The sequence below is a fragment of the Petroclostridium sp. X23 genome (genome assembly GCF_030013905.1).
Classification (GTDB): Bacteria; Bacillota; Clostridia; order SK-Y3; family SK-Y3; genus X23.
The window spans coordinates 3,239,169-3,254,053 of the sequence record NZ_CP124862.1; the positions used below are offsets into that span (position 1 = coordinate 3,239,169).

Sequence of the window (14,885 nt, forward strand, 5' to 3'; positions counted from 1 at the left end):
ATTATTTCTGCGGGCTTTCAATGTCAACCCTTTCGGCCTTTTCTTCAAAGATAGGCTTAAACACCATCACCGCTAACGGAGGAATACGAATTGCAAGCGAATAGGGTCTGTTGTTGCAAGTAATATCTTCCGCGTGGAGACCTCCGCAGTTTCCTACATTGCTTCCACCATAAAGTTCTGAGTCGCTATTGAATATTTCTTTATAATATAAATTGAAGGGAGCTCCTATCCTGTAGTGTTCATGTACCACCGGTGTAAAGTTGCATACGAAGATGAGCATATCCTCCCGTTCCTTGCCTTTGCGGATAAAAGAAACAATACTATGGTCCGCATCATCGCAGCTAATCCATTCAAATCCTTCATAGCTGAAATCCACTTCATATAGTGCTTTTTCTGAGCGATATAAATTATTTAGGTCTTTTACGTAATCCTGCATCTTTTTATGCAGTTCATAATCCAACAGATTCCAATCCAAGCTATCATAATATTTCCACTCTATAAACTGTCCGAATTCTCCTCCCATAAACAGCAGCTTCTTGCCGGGATGACCATACTGATATCCATACGCGGCTCTTAATCCTGCAAACTTCTGCCAGTAATCTCCTGGCATTTTATCAAGCATAGAATGCTTCCCATGTACCACCTCATCATGAGATAGCGGTAGAATAAAGTTCTCTGAGAACGCGTACATCAAACTGAATGTAATCAGGCTATGATGATATTTTCTATATATAGAGTCCATACTCATATATTTTAGAAAATCATTCATCCATCCCATATTCCATTTCATTCCGAAACCTAATCCCCCTAAATAAGGAGGTTTTGTGACCAGCGGCCATGAAGTTGACTCTTCCGCACTTATGATAATCCCAGGATACTGCCCATATACTGCGCTGTTCAGATGTTTTAAAAACTCAATGGCTTCAATATTCTCCCTTCCTCCGTAACGGTTCCGAATCCATTGCCCGCTTTCTTTTCCATAGTCTAAATACAGCATTGAGGCTACTGCATCTACCCTAAGACCATCTATATGATATTTATCAAACCAAAAAAACGCGTTAGATAGCAAAAAATTCTTTACTTCATTGCGTCCGTAATTGAATACCATCGTACCCCAGTCAGGCTGTTCACCTTGTCTGGGGTCTTCATGCTCATATACCGCACTTCCATCAAAATACCGCAAACCATGCTCATCTTTCGGAAAATGAGCAGGTACCCAATCCATGATGATACCTATATTATTTTGGTGACAAACGTCTATTAGATACATAAAATCCTCAGGACTTCCATACCGTGGAGTTACAGCATAATATCCTGTTACCTGATACCCCCATGAACCGTCAAACGGGTGCTCCGATAGAGGCAGAAACTCTATGTGCGTATAACCCATTTCTTTTACGTATTCCACCAGCAGATCGGCAGCGTCCCTATAGGATATGAATCCGTTCTCATCCTGTGATACCCTCATCCACGAACCCATATGTACTTCATAAATCGCAATAGGCTCTTCCATTTGATTCGTATTCTTCCTTTTTTCCATCCATTGCTCATCTTTCCAGTCATACTGATCGATATTATAAACAATGGATGCCGTATTCGGCCGCAGCTCTGAATAAAAGGCGTAGGGATCTGCTTTTTTCAATATATCTCCATTCTGCGCCTTAATCTCATACTTATATAAAGCACCTTCCCTGACACTGGGAATAAAAATTTCCCATACTCCCGAACTCCCTAAGCTGCGCATAGGATTCCGCCGTCCATCCCATTGGTTAAAGTCCCCTATCACACTTACTCTTGCTGCGCAAGGTGCCCAAACTGCGAAAAAAATCCCCTGTACGTTATTAATCACGTTAGAATGTGCACCTAACTTATTATAAACATGCCGATGATCTCCTTTATTGAAAAGATAAAGATCATAATCGCTCAATATAGGCAAAAAGCTATAAGGGTCATGGATGACCCGTTGGTGATCATCATAATCGGAAATCTCTAGCTGGTATTCAAAAAACTTCTGTCTATCCTCTATGACTGTTTCATAAAAGCCATCTTCATGCACTCGTTCCATTACATACTTTTTTTCCTGATCCTGAAAATCTATTACACTTACTGATTTTACACAAGGTAAAAATGCTCTGACAACCATTCCTTTTTCTATACGATGCATACCAAGTACACCGAACGGATTACTATGATTAGCACTTATTATCTGATAAATATCATTTTTATCTGTCGTATATCCCATACTGTTCACTCCCCATCAATGATTTGTCTTAGCTTTATTGATTACATCACACTATTATCAGCTAATGTAATGGATTTTATTTACAAATAAAGTATATCATACTCACTCTATCTTTCATACGCATTTAATAAATTTTTATTGCAATTAACTGCTAAAAAAATAGATAATATTCTTTTTGCATTTAAACCGTCGTATGTATAATTTTCATGAAAATTATTAATATTAGATAATCATGTAAATATTTATGATTATGTTGAATATACTAGTCTGTCTAAAAAAACCATGAACTACACTTTATCCACTTCAATTGTTAGTTAATAAAGTAAAAAAGGAGAAATATTATGAGCAGCATGACAGGAATTATTTTAGCAGATCACCAATATCCTATGTTAAAAGAACTGACACAATATCGATGTATATCAGCCCTTCCAATAGGTGCAAAATATCGTATAGTGGATTTCATACTTTCCAATATGGTCAATAGTGGAATTAGCAATGTCAGCATCATTACCCAGCATAACCCTCACTCCCTCATTAAACATGTTAAATCAGGAAATGATTGGAACCTCAACAAAAAAAATGCTAACTTTCATATCCTTACACCCGATATTGGTACAACCGGACCTAAACACTATAAAGGAAGCGCAGATGCCCTTTTTCAAAATTTGGAATCCATCAAGAAAAGTGATCATGAGCACATATTAATATGTGAGGGCAATGCTATTTATAAAATGCAGTACCAGGATATGTTGAAGTATCATATAGAAAAGAATGCCGACATTACTGTAGCCTACAAGGAAATGAATACTTGTCCTTCTCACCAGCTATCGCATTTGGGCGTGATTGAAACGCAATCAGACAGGAGAGTTTTAGACTATCAGCAAAAACCGTTTAAGCCAAAAACCTCTAATGCTACGATAGGCATCTATATTATCAATAAAACTTTGCTCACTCAATTCTTAGAAGAGTCTGCCGAAACGGAAAGTCATGATTTAATAAAAGATATTATCATTAAAAAAGTAAATTACTTAAATATCTACGGTTATCAGTTTAAGGAATATTGGCAGTGTCTAAATTCTGTAGATACATATTATAAATGCAATATGGATTTTTTAAATCCCCATATCCAGCATGAACTTTTCATGCAAAATGGATGGGTATATACAAGAAAGACAGATGAACCGCCTGCGCAATACCATAAAGGGGCAAAAATATATAATAGTCTTATCGGAAACGGCAGTATCATCAAAGGAACAGTTGAAAACAGCATTATATTCGGTAGAGTAATTGTAGAAAAAGGCGCTGTGATTAAAAACAGTATCGTAATACATGATTCTGTAATATCTCAAGACACAATCATTTCAAATGCGATCCTTGATAATGAGGTTACTTTAAGCAAAGGCAGATACATACGCGGGGAAATCAATCTCCCTATTTTAATAGGAAGCAAAGTGTCAGCATAAACAAAAATAAGATTCAGATTAACAATATGCCCCAAATCTGAATCTTATTTTTTTATCTTATATAGCGATTCCTTGCTCAACTGATTTAACCCGGTTCAAACTCATGAGATTGTTATATAAGAATGAAAATGCATAAGTTTTAATAAATATGCCAAATAGACTAACCATTATAACACCAATCCATAGACCAACATGTGTAATAGGATTCTGGGATTTGTATAGGAGGCTAAGCCCAAAGCCGATAAGAAATAAAAATGACCCGATGTTCAGTATAGATATAATTGAAAACAGCAGTAATCTCCAGAAGTTATCATTCACCATCTTTTTAGAACGCTTAAAGGCGGAAAGTAAATTTTTAGTAGTCAAAAAAATACCGGGATACCAGAAGGTCATATATAAATTAAAAAGCAAGAACCCAAACATAATAAGAAGAAATGTTATGAGCCATAATATAATTGCAGGAATGAAAAAATCTTCTTTTCCATCCAATAATGGAAAAATGATTAACCCCGAAGGTATCGATATGATCCCCATACACACTGCAAAAATAAAATAGTATACTGCGGATAACATATAACTAAAAATATTTATTATACTATACTGCATAACTCCTCTCACAAAATCCTTTATGTATATTTTATTTTTCCGGACGCCTGCGGCAATAAAGTAATAAGTTATAGATAGGAACAAGGCACTAATAATACAAACGATGACTAATCTTTGGGATTCGCTGAAAACAACACTCTTTAAGAATGAAACATCTGTCAAATTATTTATATCAAGTTTGATGGGTTTTCGTCCTTTAAACAGAGCAATGAACACAGCAGAAGAATAGATCATATGAAGAAAAACAATAATAATATGTTTTTTCAGTATTTCAAAAACCTTTTTCAATATTATTCTCCTTTCGATTTGCTGCTATGGTTGTCCTCCTTTTACTTTACCATTTTATACGCGTATTATCAACAAAAAAAGCCAAACTGCTACAAGTTTAAACATAATTATAGCCTTAGATCACCTAATATTTTCAATTTCTATTTATAAGTCATGTAAATAATACCCTAATGTCGTTAAACACTAGGGTATTACATTAAACCTTACTTTAAGTTTTTTGTCTTTTAACTGTTCAGCAGTGTTCCATCCTTCCAGCATATAAATCCCCGGCTCAGAGTCTTTTGGAATACGCCATAATGCAGAATATACTTTGCTTTTTCCTACTTCTAACGCCAGGCTCTCATCAATAGGAACAAACTCCTTACCTACCGACCATTTCCACTTTTCTGTATTCATCCGGTCTTTTATCACAAATTCATACCGTTGGCCTGTATTATAGTGAAGTTCAGCTTCTTTACAACCAAGATTTACTTTCACCAGCAGTATTTTCAGAAGGCTGTTTCTTCTAAATTGGTAGTTATTTAAAATAAGTGACTCGTATAACCCTTCTTCCATCATTGCGGCATCATATTGTGGCTTAGCACCTAAATCTGTCATTTTAATGTATTTTTTTGGTACATGCATTATAACATCTCCCCTCACATCCGGACACTACAACATCTTTGTGGCAGCATCCGGACTAATTATGCAATTAGAGCCATACATAAATATTATATGAGAGAAGCTTCTAAGGTGTTACACTAATTCCAATTCGGTAATTGTCTTATCTACAATTCTGGCACTGGTTACTTCTATTACATCTCCTCCGCCGGTCTTAAAAATATTTTTCGTCAAAATCATTTCCATTGCGGTTTTTACTTCCTCAGGCGTTAAATCTGCTCTAGGATCGTTTAAAGAAATACTAAAGTTTTTCTGCCCTTCATTTTTAAAAACCATTTCCAATGCTTGTGCCACATTCCCACCTCCTTTCTTCTAGGCGCGGTTTGATACCGTTCCTTATAAAAATAGCTTTTATACGTTTCGTAATTCTTCCTCATTTATTCTTATAATTGTAGATATGGGATGCTGTTGGAGAGTAGTTAATCCCTGCACAACATCCATCACATCCTGATTGGCAGCTGAGGATTTAACGCTGCTTAATGTTTTAGTTCTTATAATTGGATTTCCATTCTCATCAGTTCCTGTATTAAATTTGATTTGTACACGACTATCCAGCGAATTGGCTGATACCGGCATTTTTTTCACCTCCTTCCTTACATTATGCCTTACACTATATAGATAACAAGAATATAATTTTATTACCCATAATAGTAAAAAATTTCTTATGTTATAAGCCAATGCATTTGTGAATAATTCACAAAAAAAAATCTTTTCCATATACGTATTTGTCAATAATTCATTTTGACATACTGTTCACAAAGTTGTAAGATGTAATTATATCGTTTTGAATATCGACCAACTAATCCTGTAAGGGTGTCACATGGGCACCCTTATATACGTTAATCATAAAAAATTACTATAAAAATTCACAATCGCATGATTGTTTGAAATATATAATTAGTTTATTACTCTTTTTGTAGTAATATCAAATTAACAGGGGGAGCATAATAAATACCAAATAGCTGTAGCAACATGATTTACACATTGGAGTCCACCTACTAGTTAGAAACTAACTATCTCCAACATGTTCTATTACAGTTTAGCAGCTTCTACTTTAGTAAAAAGGAAGTGACTTATTATGGAGCATAATCTGCAAGAAGCACTTATGGAAAAGCTCCAGCCGGAAGTGGTGTTTACCCTACCTATCTTTGGTGGTATACCCGTAACGTCTTCAGTTGTAGTAACATGGATTATCATGTTTATTTTAGTCTTTGCATCCATTTTAATGACTGGCAGTCTTAAAGCAATACCCACAGGTAAACAGAATATTATTGAAGCATTGGTAGATGGCATAAATAGCTTTATTAAAGGAATAATAGGACATGAATGGAAAATATTTGCGCCCTATTTAGGTACTGTAGCCTTATTCCTGAGTATTGCCAATATTGCTGCTGTCTTTGGCTTCACTCCGCCAACCAAGGATCTTAATGTTACTGCCGCACTATCGGTTATGACCATTGCCCTTGTAGTGGGTGCCGGAGTACGTTTCAAAGGCTTTAAGGGATGGCTGAAAGGTTTTAAAGAACCCTTACTATTGATAATGCCTATGAATATACTTGAATTATTTATCAGGCCGCTATCGCTATCCATGCGGTTATTTGGAAATGTATTAGGGAGTTATGTCATCATGGAGTTACTAATGGAAGTGATTCCACTTGGTATACCGGCCATATTGAGCCTTTATTTTGATATTTTTGACGGCTTGATACAGATGATTATATTTGTATTCTTATCGGCTTTATTCATCAAAGAAGGCATTGAATAATTAATTTTTATCATCAATTTAATCACTATAATTTAAAAATAATTTAGGAGGTATTTATATGGGAATTGTAGCATTGGCAGCAGGTATTGCTGTATTAACAGGAATTGGCGCCGGAATCGGTATCGGAATAGCAACATCAAAAGCAACAGAGGCTGTAGCCAGACAACCGGAAGCAAGCGGTGAAATTAATAAGACACTCTTGTTAGGTAGTGCACTAGCTGAAGCAACTGCTATTTACGGTCTGGTTATTGCAATATTGATTATACTCTTCTTTAAATAATAGGGAGTGATAAAAAGTGGTAGAACTTAACGCTGGATTTCTATTTACGATAGGAAATATCTTAATACTTTATTTTCTGCTTAAAAAGTTTCTCTTTAAACCGGTGACAGAATTTATGGAAAACAGAACCAATAGTATTAAAGAACAAATCGATAATGCGGAAAATAAATTAAAAGAAGCGGAAGATACAAAAAAACAATATGAAGAACTGCTTAAATCCGCTCATGCGAAAGCTGATGAAATCGTTAAAGCAGCTAAAGATCGGGCAAATAAGGAATATGAAAATATAATTTCACAAGCACACAGTGATGCGCAAGCAATCACTGACCGCGCTAACCATTCCATTGAATTAGAACGCCAAAGAGTGATGAAAGAACTGAGAAATGAGATTAGCAGTCTCGCATTCTCAGCAGCATCGAAACTCATACAAAAAAATATGGATACTGATGAAAATAGAAAAGTTGTAGAAAACTTTTTAAATGAAAAGGGTGTTGCTTGATGAGACGTATTGCTTCAAGATATGCACAAGCACTCGTTCAGATTGCCATAGAAATGAATCATGTGGCTTTATTTGAGCAGCAATTAAAAGCATGTGCAGATATTATTCATAGTAATCAAACTATATACGCAATATTAATCAACCCTGAAAACAGCTTTAAAGTGAAGGCAAATCTTATAGACCGCTTGTTTAGTACGAGTGTAAATAAAGAAGTTCTACACTTCCTTACGCTGTTGATTGAAAAACACAGATTAGATCTACTTAAAGATATACTTATTGAATATCAAAACGAAATGCAAACCCTATTGAAGTCATTACAAGCTATTGTTGTGTCAGCCTTTCCTCTTTCAGAAGATGAGGTAACCGGTATTAAATCAAAACTAAAAAAGATGTATAGCGTTGAAGAAGTCAGCCTATCTTTTGAAATAGATAAAAACCTCCTTGGAGGTTTTCAACTTCTGATTGGCAATACGGTAATTGACAGCAGCATAAAAGCAATGATGGATAAGATTAAAAATCAGGTGATATCGAGGTGATAATAATATGAACTTAAGACCGGACGAAATTACCTCTATTATTAAGCAACAGATAGAGACTTATAACATAAAGACAGAGATTAACGAGACCGGATATATCACCCAAGTTGGTGATGGTATCGCAAGAATATACGGTCTCGATCATTGTATGTATGGTGAATTGCTTGAATTCTCCAATGGCACGATGGGAATCGCACTCAATCTGGAAGAGGACAATGTCGGTTGTGTTTTGCTCGGCTCGGAAAGCGGCATTCATGAAGGTGATATCGTTAAAAGAACACATAAACAAGCAGACGTTCCGGTAGGTGAAGGACTTATCGGAAGAGTTGTAAATGCATTAGGTGAACCGGTGGACGGCAAAGGTTCTGCAAATGCGACCCAGACCCGCCCCATTGAGTATGAAGCACCGGGGGTTTCCGGAAGAAAATCTGTTAATGTACCGCTGCAGACCGGCATTATGTCCATTGACTCCATGTTTCCTATTGGCCGTGGACAAAGAGAGCTGATCATAGGTGACCGTCAGACAGGAAAATCGTCCATTGCTCTGGATACGATTATTAATCAGAAGGGGAAAGATGTGATCTGCGTCTATGTAGCCATCGGTCAGAAATCATCTTCTCTCGCCAAACTTGTTTCGGTATTGGAACAGCATGGCGCGATGGACTATACGATCATTGTTTCCGCAACTGCCAGTGAACCGGCCCCATTGCAGTATATAGCACCTTATGCCGGCTGCGCAATGGCTGAATATTTTATGTATAACGGACGGGACACGTTAATTGTATATGATGATTTATCCAAACACGCAGTGGCTTACAGAGCCATGTCACTGCTTCTTCGCAGACCCCCGGGCAGAGAAGCGTATCCGGGCGATGTTTTCTACTTGCATTCCAGATTATTGGAACGCTCTGCCCGGTTGAGCGATGAGTTGGGCGGAGGTTCCATGACAGCTTTACCTATCATAGAAACGCTTGCCGGTGATGTTTCTGCTTATATACCAACCAATGTTATTTCTATAACCGATGGACAGATTTACCTTGAAAGCGAACTCTTTTTCTCCGGGATCCGTCCGGCGGTAAATGTCGGTTTGTCGGTTTCGAGGGTAGGCGGCGCAGCACAAACCAAAGCGATGAAAAAGGTGTCCGGAAGATTAAGATTGGATTTGGCACAGTATAGAGAACTTGAAGTATTCACACAGTTCAGCTCTGAGTTGGATAAGTCCACTAAAGAAATGCTGGAACAAGGTGTAAGGATCGTACAGACTCTAAAACAGCCTCTTTATAATCCTATCCCAATGCATCACCAGGTAATGATTATATTTACTGTTACTAATAAATATCTAACCGATATTCCCGTAGCAAAGGTAAAGGATTTTGAAGAACAACTATTAAACTTTATTGATAGCCAGTATCCTCAGATTTCCGAAACCATTGAAACTACAAAGAACTTTGATGATAAAACGCAAGAAGATTTAAAAACTGCTATTGAGGAATTTAAACGCCAGTATAACGGAACAGGTGATTAGTTATGCCCAGTATGAGAGATATTCGCACCAGAATTAAAAGTGTAAGGGAAACCATGCAAATTACCAACGCGATGAATTTAATTGCTTCAGCCAAGCTGAAAAAGGCACGCAAGCAGTTAAACGATGCCCTCCCTTACTTCGAGAAAATTCAATCAACACTCAATGATATTATTGCGCATAGTCCGGATATTGAGCATAAATATTTTGATCAACGGAAAGATGCCGGCGTAAAAAGAACGGGTTATGTCGTCATCACAGCAGATAAAGGATTATGCGGATCATATAACCATAACGTGATAAAACTTGCGGAAGAACATATGAAAGATAAACAAGAGAAGTATCTTTTGGTAATCGGCCATATGGGGAGGGACTATTTCCGGCAGAAAGGCTATAAGATCGACATTGAATTCTTATATACCGCTCAAAATCCTAATGTTATCCGTGCAAGAGAAATCGCGGAAGCACTGATTTCCTTGTATGAAAACACTTTGTTGGATGAAATCTATGTGGTATATACTAAAATGCATTCTGCCGTTAAACAAGAACCGGAAGTGTTAAAGCTTCTACCTCTTGAAAAATCGGAATTTGATGTGCCAACCAACCCGGGAGAACGGTACAAAGAGTATATGGTGTACGAACCATCTCCTAAAAAAGTTATGGATATTTTGGTACCTAACTATGTAAAAGGACTTATCTTTGGCGGTTTGGTAGAAGCGTTCTGCAGTGAGCAGACTTCTAGAATGACGGCAATGGATGCTGCTACAAATAGTGCTAAAGATCTGATTAAACAATTAACGCTACAATATAATCAAGCACGGCAAGCTGCAATCACACAGGAATTGTCTGAGATTGTAGGCGGGGCGGAAGCACTGAAATAAGTTGCAATTCACGATTGTGATTTAAAGCTGAATGGTTCGGAATATAAATTATCGTGAATTTGGAGGTGTAATGAAATGAACGAACAAAATAAAGGAAAGATTACGCAGATTATTGGGCCGGTCATCGATGTTCAGTTTGAAAAAGGCCATCTTCCTTCTATTAATAATGCTCTCATCATCACTGCAGAAGATAAGAATATCGTTGTTGAGGCTGCACAGCATTTGGGTAACGATACCATTCGCTGTATCTCCCTCAGCTCAAGTGAAGGTTTGGTAAGAGGCATGAAAGTAGTTGATACCGGCGCACCTATTAAAGTCCCTGTGGGCAAGGAGACTTTAGGAAGATTGTTTAATGTATTAGGTGAACCTATTGATAATAAAGGCGATGTAAACACAAGTGAAAAGTGGGAAATACATCGTGAAGCGCCTGGCTTTGATCAACAGAGCCCGGTAACAGAAGTGCTTGAAACAGGCATTAAAGTCGTTGACCTGCTTGCCCCTTATGCTAAGGGAGGTAAGATCGGTCTTTTCGGCGGCGCAGGTGTTGGTAAAACCGTACTGATCATGGAATTAATCAGAAATATTGCTACCGAACACGGAGGGTACTCCATCTTTACAGGTGTAGGAGAAAGAACAAGGGAAGGTAATGACCTGTGGAATGAAATGCAGGAATCAGGGGTTATTGATAAGACCGCCCTTGTTTTCGGACAAATGAATGAGCCTCCGGGTTCCAGAATGAGAGTCGCACTTACCGGTTTAACCATGGCAGAATATTTCCGTGACAGCGAAGGCCAGGATGTTCTCTTATTTATAGATAACATCTTCCGCTATATTCAGGCAGGCTCGGAGATTTCCGCTTTGTTAGGAAGAATGCCTTCCGCTGTTGGCTATCAACCTACCCTGGCAACGGAAGTAGGTATGCTGCAAGAGCGTATTACCTCTACTAAGAAAGGGTCTATTACATCCGTACAGGCTGTTTATGTACCGGCTGATGATTTGACTGATCCTGCTCCTGCGACAACCTTCGCCCATTTGGATGCCACAACGGTACTTTCAAGAAGAATTGTGGAGCTCGGAATTTACCCGGCTGTTGACCCGCTTGATTCCACATCAAGGATTCTTGAGCCCTCTATTGTCGGTGAAGAACATTACCGTGTTGCCAGAAATACACAGGAATTGCTGCAGCGATACAAGGAACTCCAAGATATCATTGCCATTCTAGGAATGGAAGAGTTGTCCGAAGATGATAAGCTTACTGTATATAGAGCAAGAAAAATACAAAGATTTCTGTCTCAGCCATTCTTTGTGGCTGAAACCTTTACCGGCATGAAAGGTAAATATGTCCCTCTTGCTGAGACCATTAGAGGCTTTAGCGAAATCATCAACGGAAATATGGATGAATATCCTGAGGCTGCATTCTATATGGCAGGTACTATCGATGAAGTTATAGAAAAAGCAAAGGCCATGAAAGGAGAGGGTTAATCATGCCTTCTACTTTTTATCTTGAGGTCGTTACACCTGAAAGAATATTCTTTGGTGGTAATGCTCAAATGATTACCGTACCCGGTGTTGACGGAAGTCTTGGTATCCTGCCGGGACACGACGCTCTGGTTACTGCCATCGGTATTGGTGAATTAAAGATCAAAGTAAATGATGAATGGAAGATGGCTGCAATTTCTAACGGATTTATGGAAGTCATGCCTTCCTATGTAATCATTCTAGCCGACTCTGTTGAATGGCCGGAAGAAATCGACATCAATAGGGCTAAAGCTGCGAAAGAACGTGCAGAAGAAAGATCAAGACAAAAAGAAAGCCGCATGGAGCATCTTCATACGCAAGCAGCAGTAAGAAGAGCATTAACACGGCTTAAAGTTACAAAAGAAATTAAATAAACTATAGACATTCTATTGAAAAACCATATAGGAAGCTCTGTTTCCTATATGGTTTTTCTTAATCCAGCAATGTCATTTGCTTATCCATGCCGTCTTCCGACTTTAAATATCTTCCTGTTGCCGGGATATTCTTTGTTCTATAATAGTTTAAATCTCCAAAGTCCACATGTTTTATAGAAACAATTTTAACCGTCGAGCTCCCTTTCTTAGCATTCAACACTTGAACTCCCTGTGAATCTCTCGTGGTCTTAGGACTGATATTTGAAGTATCAAATATTAAAACCTTATTAATGCTGCTAAAAGCAACCAATTCCTTATCTGTTCCCTGTTCAAGATAGTCAATATATATCAGCTTTGATGAGCTTGAATACGCATTCGCAAGCTTTTTCCTATTTGTTTTTGTGGCATAACTGCTCAAGTCCACTTTAGCCATTTTTCCGCTTTCATAACCAAAAAGCATACACCCTGTATAATCATTGGTGGCAGCGATAAATATAATGTTCTCATCTTGATCCAACCCGAGAAGATTTGGTAAATATTCACCAAGACTGCTGGCCTTGCAATCTGCAATCTCATGGATCTTAAGCTTGTAAACAGTTTGCTTATTACTAAATAACAATAAGTCCGCTTTATTATTTGTCTCAATCTCCTGTGCGATGGCATCATCATCCTTTAACTTATGCTCACCGCTTGACCGCAATGAAATCAGTGAGATCTTCTTTAAATAATTCTCCTGAGTAATAAATACTTTCAGATTATAATCTTCAATCAAGTGTTCTTCTTTAATTTCTTCTATATGCTGCTCATGAATGATTTCTGTCCTTCTTGGCTGACCATATTTCTTAGAAATCTCCTTAAGCTCTTTTATAATGATTTTTTTAATTTTATCTTCATCTTCAAGTGTAAACTTTAACTCTTCCAGCTCTTTTTCAAGATTATCAATCTCATTGGTACGCTTAAGAATATATTCCTTATTTAAATTTCTCAACTTTATTTCGGCAATATATTCCGCTTGTCTTTCATCAATACCAAAACCGCTCATCAAATTAGGGATAACATTAGCATCATGCTCTGTCTCTCTAATGATTTTTATGGCTTTATCAATATCCAGCAGGATTCTCTTTAAACCTTTCAACAAATGAAGCTTATCGGTCTTTTTATCTATATCAAACGAAATCCGCCTCTTAATACAGTTAATCCTAAATATTGTCCATTCTCTAAGGATAGCTTTTACTCCGAGTACTTGCGGATGACCATTAACCAAAATATTGAAATTGCAGCTATAAGTATCCTGCAACGGTGTCAATTGAAAAAGCTTGTTCATCAACTTATCCGGTTCGGTGTTACGCTTGATGTCCAGTGTAATCTTTAGTCCGCTTAAATCAGTTTCATCCCGAATATCCGTGATATCTCTAATCTTGCCACTCTTCACTAATTCGATGACTTTATCAATCACCGCTTCAGTGGTGGTAGTGTATGGGGTCTCATATATTTCTATACAGCTATTCTTTTTATCATACCTGTATTTGGCACGCAGCTTGAAGCTTCCTCTTCCTGTATTATATATAGTCTGTATTTCCTTCTCATTATAAATTAACTGCCCTCCTGAAGATACATCCGGTGCTATAAGCGTTTTAGCAATATCCGCATTTTCATTTTTCAAGTATGCAATGGCCGAATCGCATACTTCTTTAAGATTAAAGCTGCATATGCTGCTTGCCATCCCTACAGCTATACCCTGATTGCTGTTGACCAGTACATTGGGATATGTGGTAGGTAATAACGTTGGCTCTTTTAAAGAACCATCATAATTATCTATAAAATCAACGGTATTTTTATCGATATCCGTAAATAACTCACCACAAATCTTATCAAGCTTTGCTTCGGTATATCTGGGTGCTGCAAAAGCCATATCTCTGGAATAATGTTTTCCAAAGTTCCCTTTTGAATCAACAAAAGGATGCAGCAAGGCATCATTTCCTCGCGTCATTCTTACCATCGTCTGATAAATGGCCATATCTCCATGAGGGTTCAACTTCATGGTTTGACCTACAATATTCGCTGATTTTGTCCTATTACCGGTTAATAAACCCATCTTATACATTGTGTAAAGAAGCTTCCGGTGTGAAGGCTTGAAACCATCAATCTCCGGGATTGCCCGGGAAATAATTACGCTCATTGCATAAGGCATATAATTATTTTCAAGTGTTTCTGTAATTTTTTGTTCAAGTAAGTTTTTAGCTGCCATGAT

General features: G+C 37.5%; 15 protein-coding genes. 10 read left to right on the forward strand and 5 right to left on the reverse strand.

The features are described 5' to 3' along the window. Window position 1: 1 nt before the first annotated feature. Entirely contained in the window at window positions 2-2,242 is a 2,241-nt protein-coding gene (glgB, locus tag QKW49_RS15370) for a 1,4-alpha-glucan branching protein GlgB (protein WP_282863557.1), read from the reverse strand. Window positions 2,243-2,583: 341 nt separating this feature from the next. Here glgB and glgD point away from each other — a divergent pair, with 341 nt between their 5' ends. Next, window positions 2,584-3,705 carry a glucose-1-phosphate adenylyltransferase subunit GlgD gene (gene glgD, locus QKW49_RS15375; RefSeq protein WP_282863558.1) on the forward strand — a complete coding sequence of 374 codons (1,122 nt, stop codon included), beginning with the start codon at window positions 2,584-2,586 and terminating at the stop codon, window positions 3,703-3,705. 148 nt (window positions 3,706-3,853) lie between these two features. Next, complete coding sequence (locus tag QKW49_RS15380; protein ID WP_282863559.1) at window positions 3,854-4,261, forward strand: hypothetical protein; 408 nt, start codon at window positions 3,854-3,856, stop codon at window positions 4,259-4,261. A gap of 521 nt (window positions 4,262-4,782) precedes the next feature. Here QKW49_RS15380 and QKW49_RS15385 read toward each other — a convergent pair. The 3 genes from QKW49_RS15385 to QKW49_RS15395 all read right to left on the reverse strand — a co-directional run bounded on the left by QKW49_RS15385 (window position 4,783) and on the right by QKW49_RS15395 (window position 5,835). Next, on the reverse strand, window positions 4,783-5,223 hold the full coding sequence (locus QKW49_RS15385; RefSeq protein ID WP_282863560.1) for a BsuPI-related putative proteinase inhibitor: 441 nt from the start codon (window positions 5,221-5,223) through the stop codon (window positions 4,783-4,785). Between the two features lie 111 nt (window positions 5,224-5,334). Beyond that, entirely contained in the window at window positions 5,335-5,553 is a 219-nt protein-coding gene (locus tag QKW49_RS15390; RefSeq protein WP_282863561.1) for a DUF2922 domain-containing protein, read from the reverse strand. 57 nt (window positions 5,554-5,610) lie between these two features. Beyond that, a complete protein-coding gene (locus QKW49_RS15395; protein ID WP_282863562.1) occupies window positions 5,611-5,835 on the reverse strand; it encodes a DUF1659 domain-containing protein in 225 nt (74 codons plus the stop codon). 502 nt (window positions 5,836-6,337) lie between these two features. On the opposite strand from QKW49_RS15395, the gene QKW49_RS15400 reads away from it, so the two are divergent. The 8 genes from QKW49_RS15400 (at window position 6,338) to QKW49_RS15435 (ending at window position 12,634) form a co-directional block, all read left to right on the forward strand. Next, window positions 6,338-7,024, forward strand: a complete 687-nt coding sequence (locus tag QKW49_RS15400; RefSeq protein WP_282863563.1) for a F0F1 ATP synthase subunit A — start codon at window positions 6,338-6,340, stop codon at window positions 7,022-7,024. Window positions 7,025-7,082: 58 nt separating this feature from the next. Then, complete coding sequence (gene atpE / locus QKW49_RS15405; RefSeq protein WP_282863564.1) at window positions 7,083-7,304, forward strand: ATP synthase F0 subunit C; 222 nt, start codon at window positions 7,083-7,085, stop codon at window positions 7,302-7,304. A gap of 16 nt (window positions 7,305-7,320) precedes the next feature. Further along, entirely contained in the window at window positions 7,321-7,803 is a 483-nt protein-coding gene (gene atpF, locus QKW49_RS15410) for a F0F1 ATP synthase subunit B (protein WP_282863565.1), read from the forward strand. Next, window positions 7,803-8,339 carry an ATP synthase F1 subunit delta gene (atpH, locus tag QKW49_RS15415; protein ID WP_282863566.1) on the forward strand — a complete coding sequence of 179 codons (537 nt, stop codon included), beginning with the start codon at window positions 7,803-7,805 and terminating at the stop codon, window positions 8,337-8,339. Before atpF ends, atpH begins: the two co-directional genes overlap by 1 nt. Window positions 8,340-8,346: 7 nt before the next feature. Next, entirely contained in the window at window positions 8,347-9,864 is a 1,518-nt protein-coding gene (gene atpA, locus QKW49_RS15420) for a F0F1 ATP synthase subunit alpha (RefSeq protein WP_282863567.1), read from the forward strand. Window positions 9,865-9,866: 2 nt separating this feature from the next. Further along, complete coding sequence (gene atpG, locus QKW49_RS15425) at window positions 9,867-10,742, forward strand: ATP synthase F1 subunit gamma (protein WP_282863568.1); 876 nt, start codon at window positions 9,867-9,869, stop codon at window positions 10,740-10,742. A 75-nt stretch (window positions 10,743-10,817) separates the two neighbouring features. Next, window positions 10,818-12,224: a F0F1 ATP synthase subunit beta gene (gene atpD, locus QKW49_RS15430; RefSeq protein ID WP_282863569.1), complete on the forward strand. Its 1,407-nt coding sequence runs from the start codon at window positions 10,818-10,820 to the stop codon at window positions 12,222-12,224. A gap of 2 nt (window positions 12,225-12,226) precedes the next feature. Beyond that, window positions 12,227-12,634, forward strand: a complete 408-nt coding sequence (locus QKW49_RS15435) for a F0F1 ATP synthase subunit epsilon (RefSeq protein WP_282863570.1) — start codon at window positions 12,227-12,229, stop codon at window positions 12,632-12,634. 58 nt (window positions 12,635-12,692) lie between these two features. Here QKW49_RS15435 and QKW49_RS15440 read toward each other — a convergent pair whose 3' ends face one another. After that, window positions 12,693-14,882, reverse strand: coding sequence for a DNA topoisomerase (ATP-hydrolyzing) subunit A (locus QKW49_RS15440; protein ID WP_282863571.1), 2,190 nt, complete (start codon window positions 14,880-14,882; stop codon window positions 12,693-12,695). Between the last annotated feature and the right edge of the window lie 3 nt (window positions 14,883-14,885).

Bases quoted from the DNA above. Each gene is read 5' to 3' on its own strand.
- glgB (WP_282863557.1), bottom strand. From the start codon at position 2,242: ATGGGATATACGACAGATAAAAATGATATTTATCAGATAATAAGTGCT.
- glgD (WP_282863558.1), top strand. From the start codon at position 2,584: ATGAGCAGCATGACAGGAATTATTTTAGCAGATCACCAATATCCTATG.
- QKW49_RS15380 (WP_282863559.1), top strand. From the start codon at position 3,854: ATGCCAAATAGACTAACCATTATAACACCAATCCATAGACCAACATGT.
- QKW49_RS15385 (WP_282863560.1), bottom strand. From the start codon at position 5,223: ATGCATGTACCAAAAAAATACATTAAAATGACAGATTTAGGTGCTAAG.
- QKW49_RS15395 (WP_282863562.1), bottom strand. From the start codon at position 5,835: ATGCCGGTATCAGCCAATTCGCTGGATAGTCGTGTACAAATCAAATTT.
- QKW49_RS15400 (WP_282863563.1), top strand. From the start codon at position 6,338: ATGGAGCATAATCTGCAAGAAGCACTTATGGAAAAGCTCCAGCCGGAA.
- atpE (WP_282863564.1), top strand. From the start codon at position 7,083: ATGGGAATTGTAGCATTGGCAGCAGGTATTGCTGTATTAACAGGAATT.
- atpH (WP_282863566.1), top strand. From the start codon at position 7,803: ATGAGACGTATTGCTTCAAGATATGCACAAGCACTCGTTCAGATTGCC.
- atpA (WP_282863567.1), top strand. From the start codon at position 8,347: ATGAACTTAAGACCGGACGAAATTACCTCTATTATTAAGCAACAGATA.
- atpG (WP_282863568.1), top strand. From the start codon at position 9,867: ATGCCCAGTATGAGAGATATTCGCACCAGAATTAAAAGTGTAAGGGAA.
- atpD (WP_282863569.1), top strand. From the start codon at position 10,818: ATGAACGAACAAAATAAAGGAAAGATTACGCAGATTATTGGGCCGGTC.
- QKW49_RS15435 (WP_282863570.1), top strand. From the start codon at position 12,227: ATGCCTTCTACTTTTTATCTTGAGGTCGTTACACCTGAAAGAATATTC.
- QKW49_RS15440 (WP_282863571.1), bottom strand. From the start codon at position 14,882: ATGGCAGCTAAAAACTTACTTGAACAAAAAATTACAGAAACACTTGAA.